The 24,240-nt window shown below is 74.8% G+C and carries 25 protein-coding genes; 18 read left to right on the plus strand and 7 right to left on the minus strand.

Annotation, left to right across the window (positions count from 1 at the left end; genetic code table 11):
• Positions 1-71: 71 nt before the first annotated feature.
• The 7 genes from BJP25_RS13390 to BJP25_RS13420 all read left to right on the plus strand — a co-directional run bounded on the left by BJP25_RS13390 (position 72) and on the right by BJP25_RS13420 (position 6,271).
• Complete coding sequence (locus BJP25_RS13390) at positions 72-1,619, plus strand: RecQ family ATP-dependent DNA helicase (protein ID WP_233158063.1); 1,548 nt, start codon at positions 72-74, stop codon at positions 1,617-1,619.
• A 155-nt stretch (positions 1,620-1,774) separates the two neighbouring features.
• Positions 1,775-2,707: an esterase/lipase family protein gene (locus BJP25_RS13395; RefSeq protein WP_143219055.1), complete on the plus strand. Its 933-nt coding sequence runs from the start codon at positions 1,775-1,777 to the stop codon at positions 2,705-2,707.
• A 180-nt stretch (positions 2,708-2,887) separates the two neighbouring features.
• On the plus strand, positions 2,888-3,292 hold the full coding sequence (locus BJP25_RS13400; protein ID WP_075975230.1) for an STAS domain-containing protein: 405 nt from the start codon (positions 2,888-2,890) through the stop codon (positions 3,290-3,292).
• 123 nt (positions 3,293-3,415) lie between these two features.
• Positions 3,416-4,324, plus strand: a complete 909-nt coding sequence (locus BJP25_RS13405; RefSeq protein WP_143219056.1) for an acyl-CoA dehydrogenase middle domain-containing protein — start codon at positions 3,416-3,418, stop codon at positions 4,322-4,324.
• Positions 4,321-5,034, plus strand: coding sequence for a PIG-L deacetylase family protein (locus BJP25_RS13410; protein WP_075975232.1), 714 nt, complete (start codon positions 4,321-4,323; stop codon positions 5,032-5,034). The genes BJP25_RS13405 and BJP25_RS13410 overlap by 4 nt, the downstream gene beginning before the upstream one ends.
• Positions 5,031-5,624, plus strand: coding sequence for an SAM-dependent methyltransferase (locus tag BJP25_RS13415; protein ID WP_075975233.1), 594 nt, complete (start codon positions 5,031-5,033; stop codon positions 5,622-5,624). Before BJP25_RS13410 ends, BJP25_RS13415 begins: the two co-directional genes overlap by 4 nt.
• Complete coding sequence (locus BJP25_RS13420) at positions 5,618-6,271, plus strand: glycosyltransferase (protein WP_075975234.1); 654 nt, start codon at positions 5,618-5,620, stop codon at positions 6,269-6,271. The genes BJP25_RS13415 and BJP25_RS13420 overlap by 7 nt, the downstream gene beginning before the upstream one ends.
• Here BJP25_RS13420 and BJP25_RS13425 read toward each other — a convergent pair.
• Complete coding sequence (locus BJP25_RS13425) at positions 6,261-7,010, minus strand: GNAT family N-acetyltransferase (RefSeq protein ID WP_075975362.1); 750 nt, start codon at positions 7,008-7,010, stop codon at positions 6,261-6,263. The genes BJP25_RS13420 and BJP25_RS13425 overlap by 11 nt on opposite strands.
• 179 nt (positions 7,011-7,189) lie before the next feature.
• Between BJP25_RS13425 and BJP25_RS13430 the strand changes: the two genes are divergently transcribed.
• From BJP25_RS13430 to BJP25_RS13445, 4 genes are all read left to right on the plus strand, one after another.
• Positions 7,190-8,149 (plus strand): amino acid ABC transporter permease, encoded by a 960-nt coding sequence (locus BJP25_RS13430; protein WP_408607149.1) that lies wholly within the window; start codon positions 7,190-7,192, stop codon positions 8,147-8,149.
• Positions 8,146-8,910: an amino acid ABC transporter ATP-binding protein gene (locus tag BJP25_RS13435; protein WP_075975235.1), complete on the plus strand. Its 765-nt coding sequence runs from the start codon at positions 8,146-8,148 to the stop codon at positions 8,908-8,910. Before BJP25_RS13430 ends, BJP25_RS13435 begins: the two co-directional genes overlap by 4 nt.
• A gap of 66 nt (positions 8,911-8,976) precedes the next feature.
• A complete protein-coding gene (locus BJP25_RS13440) occupies positions 8,977-9,996 on the plus strand; it encodes a transporter substrate-binding domain-containing protein (protein ID WP_075975236.1) in 1,020 nt (339 codons plus the stop codon).
• Positions 9,997-10,121: 125 nt separating this feature from the next.
• The gene (locus BJP25_RS13445) at positions 10,122-10,397 is read left to right on the plus strand and encodes a YggT family protein (RefSeq protein WP_075975237.1); all 276 of its coding nucleotides are present in this window, start codon (positions 10,122-10,124) and stop codon (positions 10,395-10,397) included.
• Here the strand turns inward: BJP25_RS13445 and BJP25_RS13450 are convergent.
• From BJP25_RS13450 to BJP25_RS13460, 3 genes are all read right to left on the minus strand, one after another.
• Positions 10,342-11,400, minus strand: coding sequence for an FUSC family protein (locus BJP25_RS13450; protein ID WP_143219057.1), 1,059 nt, complete (start codon positions 11,398-11,400; stop codon positions 10,342-10,344). The two genes, BJP25_RS13445 and BJP25_RS13450, sit on opposite strands and share 56 nt — an antisense overlap.
• A 75-nt stretch (positions 11,401-11,475) precedes the next feature.
• Positions 11,476-12,303, minus strand: a complete 828-nt coding sequence (locus BJP25_RS13455) for an NmrA/HSCARG family protein (RefSeq protein ID WP_075975239.1) — start codon at positions 12,301-12,303, stop codon at positions 11,476-11,478.
• A gap of 51 nt (positions 12,304-12,354) precedes the next feature.
• Positions 12,355-13,287: a LysR family transcriptional regulator gene (locus BJP25_RS13460; RefSeq protein ID WP_075975240.1), complete on the minus strand. Its 933-nt coding sequence runs from the start codon at positions 13,285-13,287 to the stop codon at positions 12,355-12,357.
• Positions 13,288-13,377: 90 nt separating this feature from the next.
• On the opposite strand from BJP25_RS13460, the gene BJP25_RS13465 reads away from it, so the two are divergent.
• The gene (locus tag BJP25_RS13465) at positions 13,378-14,211 is read left to right on the plus strand and encodes an alpha/beta fold hydrolase (RefSeq protein ID WP_075975241.1); all 834 of its coding nucleotides are present in this window, start codon (positions 13,378-13,380) and stop codon (positions 14,209-14,211) included.
• A 5-nt stretch (positions 14,212-14,216) separates the two neighbouring features.
• Positions 14,217-15,569, plus strand: a complete 1,353-nt coding sequence (locus BJP25_RS13470; protein ID WP_233158064.1) for an MFS transporter — start codon at positions 14,217-14,219, stop codon at positions 15,567-15,569.
• 30 nt (positions 15,570-15,599) lie between these two features.
• Here BJP25_RS13470 and BJP25_RS13475 read toward each other — a convergent pair whose 3' ends face one another.
• Entirely contained in the window at positions 15,600-16,649 is a 1,050-nt protein-coding gene (locus BJP25_RS13475) for a YihY/virulence factor BrkB family protein (protein ID WP_075975242.1), read from the minus strand.
• Between the two features lie 168 nt (positions 16,650-16,817).
• On the opposite strand from BJP25_RS13475, the gene BJP25_RS13480 reads away from it, so the two are divergent.
• The 4 genes from BJP25_RS13480 (at position 16,818) to BJP25_RS13495 (ending at position 20,293) form a co-directional block, all read left to right on the plus strand.
• Positions 16,818-17,210, plus strand: a complete 393-nt coding sequence (locus BJP25_RS13480) for an STAS domain-containing protein (protein WP_075975243.1) — start codon at positions 16,818-16,820, stop codon at positions 17,208-17,210.
• Positions 17,211-17,258: 48 nt separating this feature from the next.
• Entirely contained in the window at positions 17,259-17,846 is a 588-nt protein-coding gene (locus BJP25_RS13485) for a QsdR family transcriptional regulator (RefSeq protein WP_075975244.1), read from the plus strand.
• A 183-nt stretch (positions 17,847-18,029) separates the two neighbouring features.
• Positions 18,030-18,953 carry a bis(hydroxyethyl) terephthalate hydrolase gene (gene bdeA, locus BJP25_RS13490; RefSeq protein ID WP_075975245.1) on the plus strand — a complete coding sequence of 308 codons (924 nt, stop codon included), beginning with the start codon at positions 18,030-18,032 and terminating at the stop codon, positions 18,951-18,953.
• Between the two features lie 101 nt (positions 18,954-19,054).
• A complete protein-coding gene (locus tag BJP25_RS13495) occupies positions 19,055-20,293 on the plus strand; it encodes an alpha-hydroxy acid oxidase (protein WP_075975246.1) in 1,239 nt (412 codons plus the stop codon).
• Between the two features lie 6 nt (positions 20,294-20,299).
• On the opposite strand, the gene BJP25_RS13500 is transcribed toward BJP25_RS13495, so the two are convergent.
• Positions 20,300-21,025, minus strand: a complete 726-nt coding sequence (locus BJP25_RS13500) for an SDR family oxidoreductase (RefSeq protein ID WP_075975247.1) — start codon at positions 21,023-21,025, stop codon at positions 20,300-20,302.
• A gap of 82 nt (positions 21,026-21,107) precedes the next feature.
• Here BJP25_RS13500 and BJP25_RS13505 point away from each other — a divergent pair, with 82 nt between their 5' ends.
• Complete coding sequence (locus tag BJP25_RS13505) at positions 21,108-21,992, plus strand: LysR family transcriptional regulator (RefSeq protein ID WP_075975248.1); 885 nt, start codon at positions 21,108-21,110, stop codon at positions 21,990-21,992.
• Here BJP25_RS13505 and BJP25_RS13510 read toward each other — a convergent pair.
• The gene (locus BJP25_RS13510; protein ID WP_075975249.1) at positions 21,979-24,231 is read right to left on the minus strand and encodes an exo-beta-d-1,3/1,6-glucosidase; all 2,253 of its coding nucleotides are present in this window, start codon (positions 24,229-24,231) and stop codon (positions 21,979-21,981) included. The genes BJP25_RS13505 and BJP25_RS13510 overlap by 14 nt on opposite strands.
• Between the last annotated feature and the right edge of the window lie 9 nt (positions 24,232-24,240).

Consider the following 24,240-nt stretch of genomic DNA (forward strand, 5'->3'; position numbering starts at 1 on the left):
TCGGGGGAATGCCGCCGTTTGGCGCAGCGGGCCGGTGGTAGTCCCGCCGGGTGGCAGACCACTCTGGACGGTTGAGCGGGATCGCGCGCGAGCGCTTCGGCTGGGAGTTGACCGACGAGCAGCAGCGCGCCGCCGGGGCGGTGCTCGACGGGCGGGACGTGCTGGCGGTGCTGCCCACGGGGGCGGGCAAGTCCGCGATCTACCAGGTGCCGGGCCTGGCGCTGGACGGGTTGACGGTGGTGGTGTCACCGCTGGTGGCCCTGCAGCACGACCAGGCGGCGGCATTGGGCGAGGCGGGGGTGTGCGCGGTCGTGGTGAACGCCGACCGCTCCGCCGCGGCGGCGTGGGAGGCGGTCGAGTCTGGCGAGGCCCGGTTCCTGCTGCTCGCCCCGGAGCAGCTGGCCAAGCCCGAGGTGGTGGAGCGGCTGCGCGGCGCCGGGGTGGTGCTGTTCGCCGTGGACGAGGCGCACTGCGTGTCGGCGTGGGGGCACGACTTCCGCCCCGACTACCTGCGGTTGGCCGCCGCCGTCGAGCGGCTGGGCCGCCCGCCGGTGCTGGCGCTGACGGCCACCGCGGCTCCCCCGGTGCGCGACGACGTGGTGGAGCGGTTGGGGATGCGCGACCCGCTGCGGGTGTGCACCGGGTTCGACCGCCCCAACATCCACCTCGCCGCGCACCGCCACCCCTCCGAGCGCGACCGCCGCGCCGCCGTGCTGGAGCGGGTGCGCGAGCTGCGGGGGACCGGGCTGGTGTACGCGCCCACCCGCGCCGCCACCGAGGAGATCGCCGCCGAGCTGGGCGCGCGGGCCCGGTGCTTCCACGCCGGGATGCCCGCGGGCGAGAAGGAGCGGGTGCACGAGGCGTTCACCGCGGGCGAGGTGGAGGTGGTGGTCGCGACCTCGGCGTTCGGCATGGGCATCGACAAGCCGGATGTCCGGTTCGTCCTGCACGCGGGCTGCCCGGACTCGCTGGACTCCTACCACCAGCAGGTCGGGCGGGCGGGCCGCGACGGCGACCCGGCCACCGCCGAGCTGCACCACCGGCCCGAGGACCTGGCCAAGCAGCGGTTCCTCACCGCCACCGGCGTGCCGGAGGACGCCATCCGCGCCGTGGCGAAGGCGGTGCGCGCCGGGCGCGGGCCCCAGGACGTCGACCTGCCCAGGGCGCGGCGGACGCGGGCGGTGAACCTCCTGGTCGGGGCGGGGGCGGTCGACGGCGACCTGACCTGGGTGGGGCGCGACCTCGACGAGGCCGTCGCCGAGGCGGTGCGGCTGGCCGAGGTGCACAAGCGGGCGGTGCGGTCGCGGGTCGAGATGGTGCGCGCCTACGCCGAGGCCCCGGGGTGCCGCAGGCAGGAGCTGCTGGCCTACTTCGGGGAGGAGCTGCCCGAGCCGTGCGGCAACTGCGACGGGTGCGACGCCGGGCGGGCGGGCGAGCGGCGCACCAGCAGTGGCGGCTTCGACGTGCACGAGGGGGTGCGGCACGCGGAGTGGGGCCGGGGCGAGGTGATGTCGGTGGAGGACGACCGGGTGACGGTGCTGTTCGAGGACGAGGGGTACCGGACGCTGTCGCTGGCGGCGGTGCACGACCGCGACCTGCTGGTGCCCGACGCTTCTTGACACCTCGCCACAGCCCGCGCCCTCGGATCGCGCGCGTCCCGACAACGCAGGTCACGCGGGGTGCCCAACTTCCCCGGAAGCCACGATCACGCGTTTGGGTGCGCCCGTTCGGGGGAGACCTGCGTCACCAACCCCCCTCCCCCGAGAGGTCCCCCGTGCGCATCCGCCTTGCCTGCCTCACCGCCGCGGTCAGCGTCGCTGCGGCCCTGCTGCTGCCCGCCACCGCCGAGGCCCAGCCCACCCAGCCGCTCACCCCCGGCTTCGCCGTGACGTTCCTGCACAGCCAACTCGTCCCCGAGGCCAGCCCCGCCGGGGCGAACGACTGGTCGTGCGAGCCGACGGTCGCCCACCCGCGCCCGGTGGTGCTGGTGCACGGCACCTACGAGAACCGCTTCAACGACTTCGGGCGCATGGCACCCGCCCTGGTCCGCGCCGGGTTCTGCGTGTTCGCGCTCAACTACGGCGACGCCGAGGACAACCTCGCCGCCGTCCCGGAGGCGATCAAGGGCACGGGCGACATCCGCTACTCGGCGAAGGAACTGGCGGTGTTCGTCGACCGGGTGCTGGAGCGCACCGGCGCCGAGGAGGTGGACGTCGTGGGGCACTCGCAGGGCGGTCTCATGCCGCGCCAGTACCTCAAGGCCGAGGGCGGGGCGGACAAGGTGGCGAACCTGGTGACGCTGGGCGCGACCCACCACGGCACGTCGTTGATCGGCATCGCCTCCCTCGTCGACGCGCTGGGGCTGCTCGGGTTCACCCCGCCCGCGATCGGGGTCGCCGCCCAGCAGCAGGTGGTGGGCTCGGAGTTCCTGCAGGAGCTCAACTCCGGCGGCGACACCGTGCCCGGTGTGGCCTACACGGTGATCGCGACGGTGTTCGACGAGGTGACCACGCCCTACAAGTCCACCTACCTCAGCGCTGGACCCGGTGCCACCGTGCGGAACGTGACGCTCCAGGACGGGTGCGCGATCGACCTGTCCGACCACCTGTCGATGACGTACTCCCCGCGCGCCATCGGCATCGTGCGCAAGGCGCTGGACCCGGCCGCGCCGCAGCCGCCGTGCGAGCTGAACGCCCCTCTGCTCTGAGCCCCCGTTGCGCGCACAGCTGGTTACCCTCGGTGCGCGGTGGCAAACCCCAGCGGCGAAAAGGGCGGCGGGAGGGGCAGCGGAGGTGCGCGGCGCGTGAACGATCACTAGCCTGATCAGCACCCGGTCGGTGGCAGCAGACGCCGACGCTCCCCCACCCCCGCCGCTGGAGGCACCACCGTGCGCGCACCCCTGGCCGAGATCACCACGTCCCGTGACGGCGACCGCGCCGTGGTCCGCGTGCGGGGGGAGATCGACATGTCCAACGGCGACCAGTTCACCGCCGCCGTGCACGATGCCGCCGCCCAGGGCGCCGCCGCCCAGGATGCCGGTCCGCCCGCGAGAACCGTGGTGGTGGACCTCTCCAGCACCACCTACTTCGCCTCGGCGGGCTTGGCGGCGCTCGTCTCCGGGGCGAACCGCTGCGCGGCGGACGGGGTGGTGTTCCAGGTCGTCGCCCCGCCCCGCAGCGCGCCGCGGCGGGTCGTCGAGCTGACCAGGCTGCACGAGGTGTTCCCGGTCCTGGACGCCCTGCCCGACAGCACCACCGGCCCGCGCGCGGCCGCGGAGCACGGCCTGCGCTGATCGGCGCACGCGCAGTCCGGAACCATTCCGTTTCAGTGGATTGGAACCATCCCGGACAGGGAACTCGGTGACGGCGTGGGCGGCGGGCCCCGCTGTCGCGAGAGGACTGTGCAGATGGGGCGGATGGGCGCTGCCGAGCGGTTCCGGCACTGGGTGGACTCGGGCCGGGTGGACCTGCCACTGCCGGGAAGCGGGGACACGGGCAAGCGGTGGGCGGGCCTGGCCCAGCTCGGTTCCGCCGACCTCGCCGCGGCCCGGCTGGCCGAGGGCCACGCCGACGCCGCCGCGATCCTCGCTGAGCTGCACGCCCCTCCCCCTGCGCCCGGGGAACTGTGGGGGGTGTGGGCGGCTGTTCCGAAATCCCTCACGGCAGCGGAGGTGGACGGCGCCTGGCGCGTGTCCGGCGAACGCCCGTGGTGCTCCGGCGCGCACACGCTGACCCACGCGCTCGTGACCGCCGAAACCCCGGGCGGCAGCGCTCTGTTCCGCGTGCGGGTGGCCGACGCGACCCCGGTGGAGGGCACGTGGCCCGCGACCGGGATGGCCGACAGCGACAGCGGCGCGGTCCGCTTCGCCGAGACCCCGGCGGAACCGGTGGGCGAGCCGGGGGCCTACACCTCCCGCCCCGGCTTCTGGCACGGCGGGATCGGTGTGGCGGCGGTGTGGTTCGGCGCCGCCTGCGCGGTGGCCCAACCCCTCTACGACAAACGCGACCCGGACCCGCACGCGCTGGCGCACCTCGGGGCCGTCGAGGAACTGCTGGGCACCGGCGAGGCCCTGTTCTGCGACGCCGCGCGCGTCGTCGACGCCGACCCGGCCGCCGACGCCGAGCGGCTCGCCCTGCGGGTGCGCGCCGCCGTCGAGCGGATCGCGACCGGGGTGCTCGACCACGTGGGCCGCGCGCTCGGCGCCGGTCCGCTGTGCGCCGACGAGGCGCACGGGCGGCGGGTGGCCGACCTGACCGTGTACCTGCGGCAGAGCCACGCCGAGCGCGACCTGGCCCGGCTCGGGCAGCTGGCGGTGCGGTCGTGACCGCGATCGAGGGCCTGGGCACCAGCGAGGAGCTGTGGCGGGCCTGGCCCGCGCTGGACGCGCTGCCCCGCTTCACCTTCCCCGGCGGTCCGCTGGTGGTGGTCGCCCCGCACCCGGACGACGAGGTACTGGGCGCCGGTGGCCTCATGGCGCTCGCGGGGTCGGTGCACCTCGTGGCCGTCACCGACGGCGAGGCGTCCCACCCCGGTTCCACCGTGCTCGCGCCGCGGGAGTTGGCGGCCGTGCGGGCGCGGGAATCCGAGGCGGCGCTGGACGTGCTGGGCGTGGACGCGCGGGTCGACCGCCTGGGGATGCCCGATGGCGGCATCGACGAGGACGCGCTGGCGGCGGCCCTGGTCGAGCGGCTGCCCGCGGGCGGCTGGTGCGCGGCGACCTGGCGCGGGGACGGCCACCCCGACCACGAGGCCGTGGGCCGGGCGGCGGCCCGCGCCTGCGCCGAGGTGGGCGCGCGGCTGCTGGAGTTCCCGGTGTGGGCCTGGCACTGGTCACGCCCCGACGACCACCGGGTGCCGTGGTCGGCGGGCCTGCGCGTGGACCTGCCGCCCGCGGTGGCCGAGGCCAAGCGGCGGGCGGTCCGCGAGTTCGCCACCCAGGTCGAGCCGCTGGGTCCGGACGCCGCCGACGCGGCGATCCTGCCGCCCCCGGTGCTGGCCCGGCTCACCCGCGGGTTCGAGGTGGTGTTCGGGTGAGCCTGGGCGCCGACCACTTCCACGCGCTCTACGCCACCGACCCGGACCCGTGGGGCTTCCGCACGCGGTGGTACGAGCAGCGCAAGTACGCCGCGACCCTCGCGGCCCTCACCCGCCCCCGCTACCGCCGGGCGTTCGAGCCGGGCTGCTCGGTGGGCGTGCTCACCGCCGCCCTCGCGGCCCGCTGCGACGAGGTCGTCGCCTGGGACGTCGACCCCACGGCCCGCGCGGCCGCGGCGGCGGAGTGCCCCCCGCACGTGCGGGTGGCGGCGGGCGCGGTGCCCGGCCAGTGGCCGGAGGGGGAGTTCGACCTGCTGGTGGTCTCGGAGGTCGCCTACTACCTCGACCGCGACGACCTCGACGCGCTGATCGACCGGGCGGTGGGGTGCCTGGCCGACGACGGCGACCTGGTGCTGGCGCACTGGCGCCACCGCACCCCGGACTGCCCCCTCACCGGCGACGACGTGCACGCCGCCTTCACCGGGCGCACCGGCCTGCACGGCCAGGTGTCGCACGTCGAACCGGACTTCCGCTTGGACGTGCTCAGCAAGCGGGTCGAGTCGGTGGCGGCCAGGGAGGGCCTGTGCTGAACGGGATCGAGGTCGTGGTGCCCGCGCACGACGAAGCCGCCGAGCTGCCGACCTGCCTGGCCGCGTTGGCGGTCGCGGCCGGACGCAGCCCGCTGCCGGTGCGCGTCACCGTGGTGGCCGACGCCTGCACCGACGCCACCGCGCGGATCGCGCGCTCGGCGGGCGCGCGGGTGCTGGAGGTCGACGTCCGCAACGTGGGAGCCGCCCGCGCCGTGGGATTCGCGGGTGTGGACCGCGCAGACCTGTGGTTCGCCACCACCGACGCCGACAGCCGGGTCCCCGCGTCCTGGTTCGCCGACCAGCTCGCCGCGGACGCGGACGCCGTGGCGGGCGCGGTCGACGTGCTGGACTGGTCGGAGTGGCCGCCGCACCTGCCGCACCACTACCGCGCGCTGTACTCCCGCGAGGAAGGGCACGTGCACGGCGCCAACCTCGGGGTGTCCTCCTGGGCCTACCGGACCGTCGGCGGCTTCACCGCGCTCACCGACGGCGAGGACGTCGACCTGGTGGACCGCTTGCGGGCGCGGGGTTTCACGGTAACGCACCCCGCGACAGCGCCGGTGGTCACCAGCGCTCGCCGCACCGGCCGCTGCCACGCCGGGTTCTCCGACCACCTGCGCGGCCTCGAAGCGGAGGTCACACCCTAGGAGTCGCGATCCCCGGCGTGGTGGGGATCGCGACGCGCAGGAACCTGCGCCGCCTGCGCAAGCGGAACCCGAGCTGCTGGTAGAGCCGGATCGCGGGCGCGTTCTCCTCGACGGCGTGGATCACCGGTTGCTCCCCGCGCGCCCGGATGCCGTGCACCACGGCCAGGACCAGCGCCCCCGCGAGGCCACGCCCCCGGTGCTCCTGGTCGGTGCACACCGCGCTGACCTCGGTCCACCCCGGCGGGTGCAACCGCTCCCCCGCCATCGCCACGAGCCACCCACCGCGCCGGATGCCGAGGTAGGTGCCCATCTCGATCGTGCCGGGCAGGAACGGCCCGGGTTTGGTGCGCGCCACCAGGTCCAGCACCTCCGGCACGTCCGCGCGGGTGAGCACCACGGCCTCGGGACACCGCTCGCCCGCCAGGCCCGCGCCTTCGAGCTGCACCCCGCCGAGCGTGGCCAGCACCGGCCAGTCCGCGGGCGGCGGGGTGGGCGGGTCGGTGAGCACGACGTCGTTGCCCGGCCCGACCAGCGCGGCCAGCTCCGGCCACACCCGCTCGTCCGGCTCGTCGGGAATGCCGACGAACCCCGCCACGTCGGCCCGGTAGCGCAGCGCCCGCGCGGTGCCCTCGGCGAAGCGGGCGTGCGCACCGGTGAGCGAGGCCCAGATGGCGTTGTCCAGCACGGCTTCCCCAGCCTTGACCGGCGGGACGACCGGCCGCGCGGTGTCTGTCGTCATCTGCTGCACACCCTCCACTCAAGCGCGTCCAGGAGTACCAGCCGGGGTGGCGGGTGGTCCACGGCCGCCAGATGGTGGGACGCGTCCGGATCGTGGGAGGGCGGTCGCACCCCTCGACACGCGGCCGTGCGCCGGGGAACGCTTCCGGCCGAGATCCCCGCCCTCCCGGAGCGTCCCCCGTGCACCCACCACAGCTGTCGCCGTCCACCGAGCCCGCGCCGGGCCCGCCGGACGAGCTCGACGCGTTGGCGTCGAAGAAGGTCGTGCCACTGCGCCACCCCTGGCGCTGGTTCGCCAGCGCGGTCGTGCTGGTGCTGCTGGCGCAGCTCGCGCACGCGCTCATCACCAACCCGGTGTTCCAGTGGGACGCCTTCGCCTACTGGTTCTTCCGGCCCGTCGTGCTGGAGGGGCTGCTGCTCACCCTGGAGCTGACCGGGTTGAGCGCGCTGTTCGGCCTGCTCGGCGGGATCGTGCTGGCGCTCATGCGGTTGTCGCGCAGCCCGCTGCTGCAAGCGGTGTCGTGGGCCTACGTCTGGGTGTTCCGGTCCATCCCGCTCATCGTGCTGCTGCTGTTCCTGGCCAACGTCACCGCGCTGTACAGCACGCTGAGCCTCGGCGTGCCGTTCGGGCCGTCGTTCGTGGAGTTCCGCGCCACGGACCTGCTGAGCTTCTTCGTCGTCGCCGTGCTGGGGCTGAGCCTCAACGAGGCCGCGTACGCCGCGGAGATCGTGCGCGCCGGGATCATCTCGGTCGACCAGGGGCAACTGGAGGCGGCCGCGGCGCTGGGGCTGCCCAAGTCGCGGCAGTACCGGCGGGTGATCCTGCCGCAGGCCACCCGCTCCATCATCCCGTCCTACGTCAACCAGCTGATCGGCCTGCTGAAGGGGACGTCGGTCGTCTACATCACCTCCCTGCTGGAGCTGTTCGGCGTCGTGCAGACGCAGGCGAGCACCAACAGCGGGCAGATCATCCCGCTGCTCGTGGTGGGCACCGTCTGGTACGTGATCCTCACCAGCGTGCTGTCGGTGGCGCAGTTCTACGTCGAGCGCCACTTCTCCCGGGGCGCGCTGCGCACGGTGCCGCCCACGCCCATCCAGCGCTTCCGCGGGAAGCTGCGCGCCCTGGGGGTGGCGCGATGACCCCGGCGGTGCAGGTGCGGCGCGCGGTGAAGTCCTTCGACGGCGTGCGCGTGCTCGACGAGGTCGACTTGACCGTCCACCCCGGACAGGTCGTCGCGCTGATCGGGCCGTCCGGCTCCGGCAAGTCCACGCTGCTGCGCGCCATCAACCACCTGGAGCGGTTGGACACCGGGGTCGTGAGCGTGCACGGCGAGCTGATCGGGGTGCGCGCCCACGGCGACCGGCTCAAGGAGCTGGGCGAGCGGGAGATCCTGCGGCAGCGGTCCCGCATCGGCTTCGTGTTCCAGGGCTTCAACCTGTTCCCGCACCTGACCGTGCTGGACAACATCACCGAGGCACCGGTGGTGACCCAGCGCAGGCCCAAGGCCAGGGCCCGGGAGGAAGCGCGCGAGCTGCTGGCCAGGGTCGGCCTGGCCGACAAGGCGGCGGCGTACCCGCGGCAGCTGTCCGGCGGGCAGCAGCAGCGGGTGGCCATCGCCCGCGCGCTCGCCCTGCGCCCCGAGGTCGTGCTCTTCGACGAACCCACCTCCGCGCTGGACCCCGAACTGGTCGGGGAGGTGCTGGGGGTGATCCGCGACCTCGCCGCCGCCGGCACCACGATGGTCGTGGTCACCCACGAGATCGCCTTCGCCCGCGAGGTCGCCGACGCCGTGGTGTTCCTCGACCGGGGCCGCGTCGTCGAGCAGGGCCCCGCCTGGCAGGTCATCGACCACCCCGAGCACGAGCGCACCAGGGAGTTCCTGCGCCGCGTCTCGTCCTGACGCCAGACCGGCTCAGCTTCCCGTCCCATCCCGATCCCCCTCACCACCCCATCCCTGAGGAGAAGCATGTCCCCCTGGAGAACCCGGCTGCGCCGCGCGGCCGCGACCCTCACCCTCGCCGCCACCGCGTCGACGGCGCTGACCGCCTGCGGCGGTGAGCCCAGCGCGGCGACGTCGACCAAGGACGCCGCGGGCAACACCGTGGTCACCATCGCGGCGAACACCGACCTGGCGCCGGTGCGGCTGACCGTGCCGACCGTGGAATCCATCCGCGCGTCGCTGCCGCAGTCGGTGCGCGACCGCGGCACGCTGGTCATCGGCGTCGGCGCGCTGCCGGACGGCTTCCCGCCGCTGGCCTTCGTCGGCACCGACCAGCGCACCCTCACCGGCGCCGAGCCCGACCTCGGCCGCCTGGTGGCCGCCGTGCTCGGCCTGGAGCCGGACGTGCAGAACGCCTCGTGGCAGAACCTGTTCGTGCGCCTGCAGAGCGGGCAGTTCGACGCGGGCTTCTCCAACATCACCGACACCGAGCAGCGCAAGCAGCAGGGCTTCGACTTCGCGGCCTACCGCAAGGACAACCTGGGCTTGGAGACGCTGGCCTCCGCCGACTGGAAGTTCGACGGCGACTACCACGTGCTCGCGGGCAAGGCCGTCGCGGTGGACACCGGCACCAACCAGGAGAAGATCCTCAAGGAGTGGCAGGCCAAGCTCCAGGCCGAGGGCAAGACGCTGGACGTGCGCACCTTCGGCGACAAGAACAGCACCTTCCTGGCGCTGCAATCGGGCCGCATCGACGCCTACTTCGCCCCGAACCCCGGCATCGCCCACCACGTGCAGCAGACGGCCAAGACCCCCCACCCGACCCGCAGCGCGGGGTCGTACTCGGGCGCGGGTGAGACCCTGCAGGGCCTCATCGCGGCCACGACCAAGAAGGACAACGGACTGGTCAAGCCGCTGTCGGAGGCGATCAACTACCTGATCCAGAACGGTCAGTACGCCCAGTGGCTGGCCGCCTACAACCTCGCGGACGAGGCCGTGCCCACCTCCGAGGTCAACCCGCCGGGGCTGCCGCTCGACAACTCCTGACCGGCAGCGGGCCCGCACCCGGGTGACCGGTTTCCTGAGGATCGGATGAGGAAACCGGTCACCCGGCCACTTTCCGGGCGGCCCGGGCGTTGGACCGGGTGCAGCACGACTCGGGAGGAGTGGCGATGGGAGTGCTCGGCGTCCTGCTCGGCTACGCGATCACGGCGTTCATCCTGGTGATGGTGGCCCGCATGGTGTTCGACTGGGTCACCGCGGTGGGGCGCGGCCCGTACTGGGTGGTGCGCGCCCGCGGGGTCAGCCACACGCTGACCGAACCGGTGATCGCGCCGGTGCGACGCCTGCTGCCCCCGCTGCGCGCGGGCGCCATCGGCATCGACCTGGCGTTCACCGTGGTGTTCGTGCTGGCCCTCGTCCTGCGCTCGGTCGCGTTCTCGCTCTGAGCCCGCCCAGCAGCGGCGGCACGGCCAGGACGACGACGGCCACCGCGACACCGACCGCGGTGGCCACGAGCCGGTCGACCAGCAGCGGGCCCACGGGCGTCGGGTGCGCCGCAGCGCCCACCAGCAGCGACATCGGCGTGATGAGCACGACCGCGACGGCGTAGTGCCGCAGGACCAGCAGCTCGATCAGGCCTTGCAGCACCACGACCGCCAGCGCCACCGCCCACACCGGCAGGTGCGCCCACAGCAGCAGCGCGGCGAGCCCCAGCCCCGCCGTCGTGCCCGCGACCCGGTGCACCCCCCGCACCACCTGCTTGCGCAACGTCGCCACCGACAACGGGATCACGGCCGACAGCAGCGCCCAGTACAGGTGCTCCACATCCACCAGCTCAGCGAACGGCGCCGCCACCACGCACGCCAGCAGCACCTGCCCCACCAACCGGGCGCGCAGCGCCGCCGCCACCGGGGTCAGCGGCGTGAGCGGCGCCCACGGGTGGTCACGGCGCACCACCCCCGCACTGCCCACGGCGATCGCGAACACGGCCGTGACGCCGACCGCCACGAGCACCCCGAGCGCGGCGCTCCAGGCCAACGGCGGTGACGCGGACAACGCACCCGCCGTCATCAGCGGGAACAGCGGCCCACTCGGCCGCCACCGCACCACCTCACCCAACGCGGTGGCCGCCACGGCGATCACCACCAGCACCCCGAGCACCGACCACGGCGCGCCCGGCAGGTGCGCGGCGAGCAACCCAGCGGCGGCACCGACCACCAAGGCCACGGCGGCGGCACCCTGCACCCGCGTCCGCGCCGGCACCGTGACGTCGCGCCCGTAGATGGCGGTGAACGCGCCGAAGGTCACCGCCCCGAGCAGGTCATCGCGCCCCAGCACCAGGACGACCAGCAGCGGCACCCCCACCGACACCGCGCACCGCAACGCGGGCCGGTGCGCCCCGTCGTGCGGGCCGACCCCCACCAACTCCCTGCTCAACGTCGCGGTCACGTCGTCCCAGGTTACGCCGGGTGCCGCTGTTGCCCAGCGCACACCACCGCCGGCCGGTTCTGCCGGCGCGGTCTGTCAGCGGCGGGCCCACGTGGCGAAGTCCGCCACGTCCGGCACCAGGTCCCGGGTCAGGTCGAAGTCCGCGCGGTAGGCCGGGAGCCGCCGGAACCAGGTGAACATCGCGCGCATGTCCTCGTCCAGCCCGTCCACCGGGACCTCCTCGAACCGGCCCGGCACGCCGTCGCGCTCGCCGAGCAGCTGGGCCATCCGCGCCGGGGTCAGCTCGTCGCCGCCGACCTCGACCGCGCCCCCGGGGACGCGGGCGGGGTCGAGCGCCACGGCCGCGCACGCGGTGCCGATGTCGGCCACCGCGATGACCTGGAGCGGCACGTCGGCGGGCATCGGCAGCCGCAGCACCACGCCGCCGTCCTCGCGCGAGGGCGACAGGTTCTCCATGAAGAACACCGGCCGCACGAACGTCGTCGGCACGCCCTCGCGCAGGAACGCCTCCTCGATGCGGCGCTTGCTCTCGAAGTGCGGGATGCCGGTGGCGCGCTCGGCGCCGCCGACCGAGCTGTGCACGACGTGCGGCACGCCCGCCTCGGCCGCCACCTCGGCGATGGTGACGCCGTCGTGGACCTCGCCCTCGGGGCCGCGCGCGGTGGCGAAGGTCGTCATCGCGAAGACGCCCGCCACGTCCTCGAACGCCTCCCGCAGCGACGCGCGGTCGGTGAGGTCGGCGCGGACGAGGCTCGCACCGGCCTCGGCCAGTGCGCGCGCCTTCGCCGCCTGCGGGTCGCGGACCAGCGCCCGCACGGGCGCGCCCGCGGCGAGCAGGGCGCGGGCGGTGGCACCCCCCTGCTGGCCGGTCGCTCCGATCACCGCGTGCGGACGGGTGCTCATGGGTCCTCCTGCCTCCGGGCCCGCGCGGGCCGCCGTGGGGTGCGGGCAACCCTATCCAGACCTGGCGATGGCGGCGTCGAGGCGGGCGCCGACCTCGGCGCACTCGTGGCGCACCGACCCGAGGAACGCCGCCAGCACCGGGGAGCGGTCGTCGGCGCGGAAGGACATCCGCAGGTCCGGCAGCGCCACCCGGGGCGCGACGTCGCAGAACCACACGTCCGGGCGGGCCGCGCGGCGGGCGCTGTCGGGGAGCAGCCCGACGCCCAGGCCGCACGCCGCCAAGCCGGTGATGGTGTGCACGTCCCTGGCGTAGGTGGCGCCGTCGAGGGCCGCGCGGTGGTGCTCGAACACCGCGCCCAGCATGGCCGCCGTCGCGGGTTCCTCCTCCGGTGGGCTGATGATCAACCGCTGCTGGGCGAGCTGGGCGACCTCGACGGTGGCGCGGCCCGCGAACGGGTGGCTGGTGGCCACGGCGGCGATGAGGTGGTCGGTGCCGATGGCGACGGTGGTGAGGTCGGCGACCCGGGGGCCGCGGGGCGCGCCGCGGCCGACGGCGACGTCGAGCTCCCCGGCGAGCAGCGCCGCCGTCCCGGCCGGGGTGCTGCTCTCCCGCAGGTCCAGGCGCACCTGCGGGCGGTCGCGGCGGAACCGGCCGAGCACCACGGGCAGGGGTTCGAGCAGGGCGGAGCCGATGAACCCGATGCGCAGGCGACCGGTCTGCCCGCGCCCGGCGCGGGCGGCGTCGATCGCGGCGAGCTCCATCTCCCGCAGGGCGCAGCGGGCGCGGGCCAGGAACGCCTCCCCCGCCGCGGTGGGGAAGACGCCGCGCGGGGTGCGGTCGAACAGCCGCTCACCGACTTCCCGCTCCAGCGCGCCGATCTGGGCGGACAGCGGTGGTTGGGCGATGCCGAGCGAGGCGGCGGCCCGGCCGAAGTGCTGGTGCTCGTGCAGGGCCAGCGCGTACCGCAGGTGACGGGCTTCCACGCCGGTCCACGATACACAGGATGTATCACGCCACCCTTTCTCAGACATAGCGGTGGATAGCGGGTCGTGGACCCGGCTTCACTCGCGGCCATGGAGAACACCCTGGTCGTCCTGCTGCACGGTGCGTGGCACTCCTCGGCCCACTGGGCGGCGACGCAGCGCGAACTGGCGGCGTTGGGCGTGGCGAGCGCGGCCGTCGACCTCCCCGGCCACGGTGTCGACGCGCCCGTCCCGAGCGGCTACTTCGCCCCGGGCCAGCCCGGCCTGGACTCGGAGAAGTCGGCGCTGGCCGACCTCACCCTGGGCGAGGCCGCCGACACCGTGCTGGACCTGCTGGCCGCCGCCCGACCCCGCTTCCCCCGCGTGGTCCTGGTCGCGCACAGCGCGGGCGGCGCCACGGCCTCCGCGGCGGTGGAGCGGGCGCCGGAGCTGGTCGACCACCTCGTCTACCTCTCGGCCTTCGTCCCCGCCGGGCGCCCCCGCTTCCTCGACTACATCACCGCCCCCGAGAACGCCGACGCGATCATCATCCCGAGCGCGGGCGACCCCGAGGTCCTGGGCGCCGTCCGGATCAACCCGCTGTCGCCCGACCCCGACCACGTCGCCACCATCCGCCGCGCCCTGCTGGACGACCTGCCCGCGGACGCCCCCGACGGCTGGCGGGCGCTGCTGCACCCCGACCTGCCGCTGGCCATCCCGAGCACGCCGGTGGAGGTCACCCCGCAGCGGTGGGGCCGGGTGCGGCGCACCTACGTCCGCCTGCTCGACGACCTCGCCCTGCCCCTGGTCACCCAGGACCTGATGATCGCCGAGAGCGACGCGCGCACGCCGGACGACCCGTTCGAGGTGCGGACCCTGCCCGGCGGGCACTCCCCGTTCGCGGTGCGCCCGCGCGCGCTCGCCGCGCTGCTGGCGCAGCTGTGACGGCGGTGCGCACCAGGGGCACCGGCACGGGGAGGCTGGTGCTCGCCGTGCTGCTGTCCGGGACGTTCGTGCAGCTCACGAGCGTGACCGTGCTCCAGGTGGCGATCCCCGACGTGCAGCGCGACCTGCACGCCGGGCCCGCGGCGGCGCAGCTCGTCCTCGCCGGGTACACCCTCACCTACGCCTGCACGCTGATCACGTCCGCGCGCGTGGGCGACCGCTGGGGGCCGCGCCGGACCTTCGCCGCGGGCATGGCCGTGTTCACCCTCGCGACGGTCGTGGCGGGTGCCGCGCCGGGGGTGGGCGTGCTCGTCGCGGGCAGGCTCGCCCAGGGGCTCGGCAGCGGTCTGATGGCCCCGCAGGTCCTCACCCTCATCCAGCGCGTCGTGCCCGCCGAGCGCAGGCCGCGGGCGCTGGGCGCGTACGGGGCGACGATGGCGCTGGCGTCCATCGCGGGTCCGCTGCTGGCGGGCGCACTGCTCCAGCTCGACCCGTTCGGCCTGGGGTGGCGGGCGGCGGTGCTGGTGACGGTCCCCGTGGGCCTGGTGCTGCTGCTGGTCCCGGCGCTGCCGCCGGACGAGCCGGGCCGCGACGCCCGCGTGGACCCGGCCGGGGCGGTGCTGAGCCTGGCCGGGGTGGCGCTGCTGGTGCTGCCCCTGACGGTCGGGCGCGAGGCGGGCAGGCCCGCGTGGAGCGTGGCGAGCCTCGTGGCCGCCGTGATGCTGCTCGGCGCGTTCGCCGCCGTGCAGCGCCGCGTCGCGCACCCGCTGGTGCCGCCCCAGGTCCTCGCGGACGCGGGCACGCGGTGGGGCATCGGGTTGGTGTTCCTGTTCAACACCGGGGTGCCCTCGTTCACGCTGCTGCTGTCGCTGCACTCGCAGCAGGCGCAGGGGGTGGGGCCGTTGGCGACCGCGTTCACCGTCGCGCCGTACGCGATCGGGGCCCTGGTCGGCAGTTCGGTGTCCGAGCACCTGGGCCGGTCCGTGCTGACGGGGTCCGCCTCGGCACTGGTCGGCGCGTCCCTGCTGGTCGCGGTGACGATCGGGATGCCTGAACCGCGCTGGGCGCTGTGGTTGGTGCTCGCGGGGGGCGGCTTCGGCTTCGGCGCCTTCACCGCGGCGGTGTTCACGCGGGTGCTCGCCCGGGCGGAGCCGTCTGCCGCCAGTGCCCTGTCCGGGCTGTTGCCCACGGCGCAGCAGCTCGGCGGCACCTTCAGCGTCGCGCTGGCGGGGAGCGTGTACTACGGCGCGACGGGCGGGCCCGGCACCGCGCTGTGGCACGCGATGGTCTACGAGGCCGTGGTGTTCGCCCTCGCGGCGGGTGCCGCGTCAGTGCTGGCACGCCGCCGCCCCGGGTGAGCGGCACCCGGGGCGGCAGGACCAACGGCGTCAGCGCGAGGAGTGCTGCGCGCGGGCGTGCTCCAGGTCCGCGCGGTCGGCGTCGTCGAACGCCCTGGTGTCGCGCGGGGGCAGCACCGGGTCGTCGTCGTGGGCGGGCTTGAGCGAACCGTCGCCCTCCGCGACGGCCTTGCCCCTGGCCAGCTCGGCGTCCAGCTCGGCGCCGAGCAGCACCGCGGTGTTGGAGATCCACAGCCAGACCAGGAAGGCGATGATGCCGCCCAGCGACCCGTAGGTCTTGTTGTAGGAGCCGAAGTTCGCGACGTAGAAGCCGAAGGCCGCCGAGGCAACGACCCAGAGCAGCACGGCCAGGACGCCGCCGGGGCTCAGCCACCGGAAGCTCGGGTGGCGCACGTTCGGCGAGGCCCAGTACAGCACCGCGAAGACCAGGCTGACGATCAGCGCGATCACCGGCCACTTGGCGATCTCCCACACCGTCACGCCCACCGAGCCGATGCCCAGCGCCGAGCCGACCCGGTCGGCGATGGTGCCCGACACCGCGATGCCCAGCGCGCACAGCGACAGCAGCACCACGACCGCGGCGGTGAGGCCCACGCGCAGCGGGATCGTCTTCCACACCGGGCGCCCCTCGGGCATCTCGTAGATGGAGTTGGACGCGCGCATGAACGCCCCGATGTACCCGCTGGCCGTCCACAGCGCGCCGAGCAGGCCGATGACGGCCAGCGGCCCGGCGACGCCGGAGCTCTGCTGCAAGCCGCCGATGGCGTCGGTGACGATGCGCGCGGAGTCCTCCGGCAGGATCTGGTTGACGTTGTCGACCAGGGTCCGCGTCGCGGACGGTCCGAGCATGGCCAGCAGCGACGTGATGACGATGATCGCCGGGAACAGCGACAGCACCCCGTAGTAGGTCAGCGCCGCGGCCCAGTCGGTGAGGCCGTCGCGGTTGAACTGCCGGACCGTGCTCTTGGCGATCTCCAACCAGGACCGCTTGGGCAGGTCCGTGGGCGAGTCCGCGCCCTCGTCCGCCACCCGCCCGTCGCCCACCGCCTTCTCCGTCTTCTCCGCCTTCTCCGCGCCCATGACCACCTCCGCGTCGCTCCGTCCCGGACCTGGTACCCACAACCCGCCCGGGTAATCCCACCCGCGCGGCAACACCGCCGATCGGCGGACATGTCCACTGTGGACCGGTGCGCCACGCCGGGGCCGCCGCGCCCGGTGGGATCCGGGCACCGGTGGTTCACTGGGGTCATGAGCGACGGGCAGGAGCGGGTGGGTCACGCCGTCGACGTGGTGGCGCAGGGCCGCGCGGTGGTCGTGGCCCTCACCGGCGACGTGGACATGAACACCGCCGACGACGCGAAGGCGGCGTTGGACGAGGCGGCGGCGGCGGCCGAGCGGGCAGGCGCCGACGTCCTCGTGGTCGACCTGCGCCAGGTCGGCTTCCTCGCCTCGGTGGGGGTGTCGGCGCTGCTGATGACCAGCGCCGCGGGCAAGCTGCGCGGCGTCGACGTGGTGCTGTGCCTCGACCCCGACCAGCCCGTGCGCCGCAACTTGCAGGTCGCCGGGGTGCTGGGGTCGTCCCTGCCCGCGGTGGCGAGCGTGGACGAGGCGTTGGAGCGCACACCGCTCAACCCGGCGTAGCGCCCGGAACGCCCACGCGGCGGGCGGGCACCCCCTAAGGTGTCCGCCGTGAACCCGTCAGCCCAGGACATCGTCCGGCACGCGGCCAGGACTCTGCACCGCGGGGCGCGCCTGGACATGACCCGGTTGTGCGGGGAGCTCGGGGTGTCCCGCGCGACCCTGTTCCGGCGGGTCGGCAACCGCGAGGAGCTGATGGGGGCCGCCCTGTCGCTGATGTCCGAGCGCACGTTGGTGGAGGCCAACCTCGACTGGCGGCGCGAGCACGGCACGGGCCCGCGCGACGCGCAGGGGCGGCTGCGCTGCCTGGGGGTCATGGAGACCTACCGGCGCGAGGTGGCCGCGGACGCGGGGCTGCGCAAGCTCATGGACAACGAGCCGGTGGTGGCGCTGCGGGTGCTCACCGACCCGGTCGGGCAGGTGCAGCCGGTGGTGGTGCGGGCGCACGCGGAGCTGTTCCGCGCCGACGTCGAGGCCGCCGGGCTGCGGCCGCTGGTGGGGGTCGAGGACCTGAGCTTCGCGGTGGTCCGGTTGGGCGAGTCGTTCCTCTACGCCGACGCGCTGGCCGCCCGCACCGTGGACCTCGACGTGGCGACCACGCTGCTGGACGCGCTGGTCGTGGGGGCGCTCGGCCGCTGATCGGCCCGGTTGCCGAGCAACGAAGTGGGACGGGTGCCCGGGGACCGCTCACCCGTTCGGCCGCTGGTGAAACACTTGGACGAAGTGTTTCATTGGGTCCTCGGTGGCGCGGGTCACACCCGCCGCCTGCCCCCTGCGGCAGGCCACGGCCGCCGCCCCGTCCCGACGAGGGAGAGGTCGACGATGACCGCACTCGGCACTGCCCCAACCCCGACCCGCCGACCGCGCCGCCTGGCGCGGTTCGGCGCGCCGCTGGCCGTCGCGCTGGCGGTGGTCGCCGGGGTCACCACAGCGAACGCGGCGCCCGCGGCGCAGGCGGCGGACAACCCGTACCAGCGCGGCCCGAACCCGACCGCGTCCAGCATCGAGGCCAGCACCGGCAGCTTCGCCATCGCCAGCACCACGGTGTCGCGGGTCGCGGTGAGCGGCTTCGGCGGCGGCACGATCTACTACCCGACCAGCACCGCGGAGGGCACCTTCGGCGCCGTCGCGATCTCCCCCGGGTTCACCGCCCTGCAGTCGAGCATCCAGTGGCTCGGCCCGCGCCTGGCCTCGCAGGGCTTCGTGGTGTTCACCATCGACACCCTGACCACCTACGACCAGCCCGACAGCCGCGGCAGGCAGCTGCTCGCGGCGCTGGACTACCTCACCACCAGCAGCTCGGTGCGCTCGCGCATCGACAGCGGCCGCCTGGGCGTCATCGGGCACTCGATGGGCGGCGGCGGCACCCTGGAGGCGGCCCGCTCCCGCCCCACCCTGCAGGCCGCGGTGCCGCTGACCGGCTGGAACCTGACGACCAACTGGTCGTCGCTGCGGGTGCCCACCCTGGTCGTCGGCGCGCAGTCCGACACCATCGCCCCGGTGGCCCAGCACTCCATCCCGTTCTACAACAGCCTGCCCACCAGCCTGGACCGGGCGTACCTGGAGCTGCGCGGCGCGAGCCACTTCGCGCCGAACACCGCCAACACCACCATCGCCAAGTACACCCTGTCGTGGCTCAAGCGGTTCATCGACGACGACACCCGCTACGAGCAGTTCCTCTGCCCGCTACCCAGCACCAACCTGTCCATCTCCGCCTTCCGGGGCAACTGCCCGCACCTGGGCTGACCAGGCGGGTGGGCCACCGGCGGCCTCCCGCCGGTGGCCCACCCCACCCCCGCGTGGCAGGGTCGGGTGTCCCCGTCCCGCGCACCCCGGCAGGTCACCCCATGGTCAAGCGGCACCTCCCCAGGCCCGCCGAGCTCCGCGAGCTGGTGCGGTTCCGGAAACCGGAACCCGACGCCCGCGCGCGCAGGCTCCGGCGGGCGTTGACGATCGAGGACCTGCGCGCGATCGCCCGGCGGCGCACCCCGGCCGCCGCCTTCGACTACACCGACGGCGCCGCGGAGGGGGAGGTCTCCCTCGCCCGCGCCCGCCAGGCCTTCCAGGACGTGGAGTTCCACCCGTCGATCCTCACCGACGTGTCCAGGGTGGACCCGTCCACCACCGTCTTCGGCGGCCCCTCCGCGCTGCCGTTCGGCATCGCCCCCACCGGCTTCACCCGCCTCATGCAGACCGAGGGCGAGGTCGCCGGGGCCGGGGCGGCGGGCGCGGCGGGCATCCCGTTCAGCCTCTCCACGCTGGGCACCACCTCGATCGAGGACGTGCGCGCGGCCAACCCGCACGGGCGCAACTGGTTCCAGCTCTACGTGCTGCGCGAGCGCGAGGTGTCCTACGACCTCGTCGAGCGCGCCGCCCGCGCGGGGTTCGACACGCTGCTGTTCACCGTCGACACCCCCGTCGCCGGGGCGCGGCTGCGCGACCAGCGCAACGGGTTCTCCATCCCGCCGCAGCTGACCGCGCGCACCGTCCTCGACGCGCTGCCCCGCCCCTGGTGGTGGTGGGACTTCCTGACCACGCCCAAGCTGGAGTTCGCGTCGCTGACCGCCACCGGCGGCACGGTCGGCGAGTTGATCAACTCCGCGTTCGACCCCACCCTGTCCTGGGCCGACCTCGCCACCGTGCGCGGGCTGTGGCCGGGCAAGCTCGTGGTCAAGGGCGTGCAGACCACCGCGGACGCCAAGGAGCTGACCGACCTGGGCGTGGACGGCATCGTGCTGTCCAACCACGGCGGCCGCCAGCTCGACCGCGCCCCGGTGCCCTTCCACCTGCTTCCCGAGGTGGTGCGCGAGGTGGGCGCGCACACCGAGGTCGCGATCGACACCGGCATCATGAACGGCGCCGACGTCGTCGCCGCGCTCGCCCTCGGCGCCCGGTTCACCCTCGTCGGCCGCGCCTACCTCTACGGGCTCATGGCGGGCGGGCGCGCGGGCGTCGACCGGGCCATCGCGATCCTGGCCGACCAGGTGGTCCGCACGATGCAGCTGCTCCAGGTGTCGGAGGTGGCCGAGCTGGGCCCGCGGCACGTCACGCAGCTGCGGCGGCTGGCCCCCTACCGGGTCGGCTGAGCCGGCTCACCAGGCGAGGGTGCCCTCGTCGTCGAAGTAGCCGCCGCGGGGCCCGTCGTCGGGCAGGGTGGCGAGCCGGACGGCGATGGCGGCGCCCTGCTCGGGCGTGCGCGGGGCGGCGTGGCGGTTGAAGTCGGTGGCGACCCACCCCGGGCAGCAGGCGTTGATGATGACGGGCGTGCCCTCCAGCACTCGGGCGTACTGCACGGTGATGGCGTTGAGCATCGTCTTCGAGGGCGCGTAGGCGGCCATCACCGGACCCCGCCGCAGTGCCAGCGAGCCCATGCTGCTCGACACGTTCACCACCCGGGGTGCCCGCGCCGCGCGCAGCAGCGGCAGGAAGGCGTTGGTCACCCGCACGACACCGAAGACGTTGGTGTCGAGCACGGTGCGCACCACGTCGAGGTCGAGCGTCGTGGGGTCCTGCGCTCCCCCGTCGAGCGGGCCGGAGATGCCCGCGTTGTTGACGAGCACGTCCAGCCCCCCGGCTTCCCGCTCGACGGCCGCCGCCGCGGCGGTGGCGCTGTCGTCGGAGGTCACGTCCAGCGCGACCCCGAACGCCTCGACCCCCTCGGCGCGCAGCCGCCCCACCGCCTCCTCCCGCCGCGCGTCGTCGCGCGCGCCCACCGCCACCCGGAAACCCTCAGCGCCCAACGCCTGGGCGATGGCGAAACCGATCCCCTTGTTCGCGCCGGTCACCAGCGCGGTCTTCTGCTGTTCCACGCCACCCATGCTCGGCGCGCGGGCCCGGGGTTGTCCAAGACCGCCTCGGCACGCTGTGATACCCGCGGGGTATCAGGAGTAGCGTGGCCCCGTGCCCGACCTGGAGACCCGCGAACTGCGCTACTTCGTCGCCGTGGCCGAGGAGCTGCACTTCGGGCGGGCGGCGGTGCGGCTGGGGATCGCCCAGCCGCCGCTGTCGCGGGCGATCCGCCAGCTGGAGAAGCGGCTCGGGGTCCAACTACTCGACCGCGACCGCCGCGGCGTCGCGCTGACCGACGCGGGCAAGGTGCTGCTGCGCGAGGCCGGGCCCGCGCTCGACGCCGTCGCCGCCGCGGCCCGCCGCACCCGCCGGGCCGCGGTGCCCCAGCGGTCGCTGGTGCTGACCACCAAGGCCGGGGCGGCGCACGACCTGCTGCGGGCGCTGCTCGACGCCTACGCCCGCGAGCCCGGCGCGGTCCCGGTGGAGGTGCTGCCCTGCGAGATCGGCGAGCAGGCCAAGCTGCTGCGCGACGGGCGGGCCGACCTGGCGTTCATGCACAAGCCGTTCGACGACCTCGTGGGCTTCGACGTCGAGGACCTGCTCACCGAGGGCCAGGTGGCGCTGCTGCCCGCCCGGCACCCGCTGTCCGCGCGCCGCTCGCTCACCCTGGCCGAGGCCTCCGCGGTGCCCGACCTGCCGATCGCCCGCTGGCCCCGGCTCGACGGCACCTACCCCGACGGCCCCGGGCCCCAGGTGCGCACCCAGTCGCAGCTGGCCCACCTCGTCGCGCTCGGCCGGACCCTGCTGGTGATCCCGGCCTCCAGCCGCGCCTGGCAGTGGCCGGACCACGTGGCGGTGCCGGTCGTCGACGCCGCCGAGGTCACCACCGTGCTGGCCTGGCAGCCCGGCCGCCGCTCCCCGGCCCTGGCCGCGCTCGTCCGCTGCGCCACGGACCTGCGCGACGGGAGGCTGACCGACCCGGTCAGGCCTGCTTGACGGTGAAGCCCGCGCGCAGCAGGTCGGCGTCGCGCGAGGACGGGCCCACCAGCAGGGTGAACTCGCCCGGCTCGACCACCCGCCGCCCCGCCGCGTCGACGATCGCGCAGTCGCCCACGGGGATGGCCAAGCGCACCACCGCCGACTCCCCCGGCGCCAAGTCGACCTGGGTGAACGCCTTGAGCTCCTTGTCCGCCCAGCTCACCGACGTTACGTTGTCGCTGACGTAGGCCTGCACGGTCTCCCTGGTCGGCCGGGCGCCGGTGTTGCGGACGGTCACCCTGGCCTCGACCCGGTCGTCCTGGCCGACGACCGGCGCGTCCACGGCCAGGTCGGCGTACTCGACGGTCGTGTAGGACAGGCCCTCGCCGAAGGCGAAGGCGGGCTCCTGGGTGAGGTCGGCGTAGCGGTTGCCGTGCTGGCCGCGCACCTGGTTGTAGTAGGTGGGCTGCTGGCCGGCGTGCCGGGCGAAGGAGATCGGCAGCCGCCCGGTGGGCTCGACCGCGCCGAGCAGCACCTCCGCGATCGCCTGCCCGCCGCGCATCCCGGGGTTGGCCACCCACAGCAGGGCGGCGGCGTCCCCGGCCGAGCGGGGCAGCACCAGCGGCTTGGACGCCAGCAGCACCACCACGACCGGCGTCCCGGTGGCCACCAGCGCGTCCAGCAGGGCGTTCTGCCCGCCGACCAGTTCCAGGGTGGCCGTGGACCGACCCTCCCCCACCAGCTCGATGCGGTCGCCCACCACCGCGACCACCCAGTCCGCGGCCCGGGCGGCCGCCACCGCCGCGGCGATCAGCTCGGGGTCGGGCTCGCACGGCAGCACGACCGGTGGGCGGGGCTGGCCGTCGGGGAAGGTCGCGCCCTCCGGGTCGGGCACGAGGTCGAGGATGTCGGCGCCGCGCTCGTGCACGACCTCCCACCCGGCGGGCACCAGCGCGCGCAGGCCGTCGAGCACGGTGGTGATCATCTCGCGGGGTTGGCCGTCGGGCAGCCAGTCGGCCTGCCCCGAGGAGCCCGCCCAGTCCCCGAGCTGGGTCTGGGCGTCGTCGGCCAGCGGCCCGACGACCGCGATCCGCCCGGTGGCCCGGTCGCCGTCGAGGGGCAGGGTGCCGTCGTTGCGCAGCAGCACCAGCGAGCGGCGGGCGACCCGCAGGTTGAGCGCGGCGTGCTCGGCGCTGCCGATCACCGCGGCCTGCCGCGCGGCGTCGGGCAGCCGGGGGTCCTCGAACAGGCCCAGCTCGAACTTCAGGGTGAGCACCCTGGCCACCGCGCGGTCGAGGTCGCCCTCGGCGAGCAGGCCGTCGGCCACCGCCTCCAGCGCGCCCTCGAAGAACAGCGGGGTCGCCATCACCATGTCGTTGCCCGCGCGCACGGCGGCCGCGGCGGCGTGGGCGTGGTCGGGCTGCACGCGCTGCTCCCACACCATGCGCCCGACGTTGTCCCAGTCGGTGACCAGCGTGCCGGTGTAGCCCCACTCGCCGCGCAGCACCTCGTCCAGCAGCCAGGAGTTCACCGTGATCGGCACGCCGTCGGTGGTCTGGTAGCCGAGCATGAACGTGCGGCACCCCTCGCGGGCGACGCGCTCGAACGGCGGCAGGAACCACGACCGCAGCTTGCGCCGGGACAGGTCGGCCTCGCTGGCGTCGCGGCCGCCCTGGGTTTCGGAGTACCCGGCGAAGTGCTTGGCGGTGGCCAGCACCGCGGTGGTGTCGGTGAGCCCGCCGCCCTGGTAGCCGCGCACCATCGCCGAGGCCAGTTCCCCGATGAGCACCGGGTCCTCGCCGAAGGTCTCGTCGACCCGCCCCCACCGCAGGTCCCGGGCGATGCACAGCACCGGGGAGAAGGTCCAGTGCACGCCGGTCGCCGCGGCCTCCACGGCGGTGGCCCTGGCGACCGCGGCGAGCAGCTCGGCGTCCCAGGAGGCGGCCATGCCCAGCTGCGTCGGGAAGATCGTGGCACCGACGTGGAAGGAGTGGCCGTGGATGCAGTCCTCGGCCACCAGCAGCGGGATGCGCAGCCGGGTGCGGGCGGTCAGCGCGTGCGCGCGCACCACCCGCTCCGGCGAGGTGTGCAGGATCGACCCGGTGTTGCGGCGCAGCACGTGGTCGTCGAGGTCGTCGCGGGCGTCGAGCTGGAGCAGCTGCCCGACCTTCTCCGGCAGGGTCATGCGCCCGAGCAGGTCGGCCACGCGGTGCCCGATCGGCAGGGCGGGGTCGCGGAAGGGCAGGTCGTGGTCCATCGCGCACTC

The sequence above is a fragment of the Actinokineospora bangkokensis genome, from assembly GCF_001940455.1.
Taxonomy (GTDB): domain Bacteria; phylum Actinomycetota; class Actinomycetes; order Mycobacteriales; family Pseudonocardiaceae; genus Actinokineospora; species Actinokineospora bangkokensis.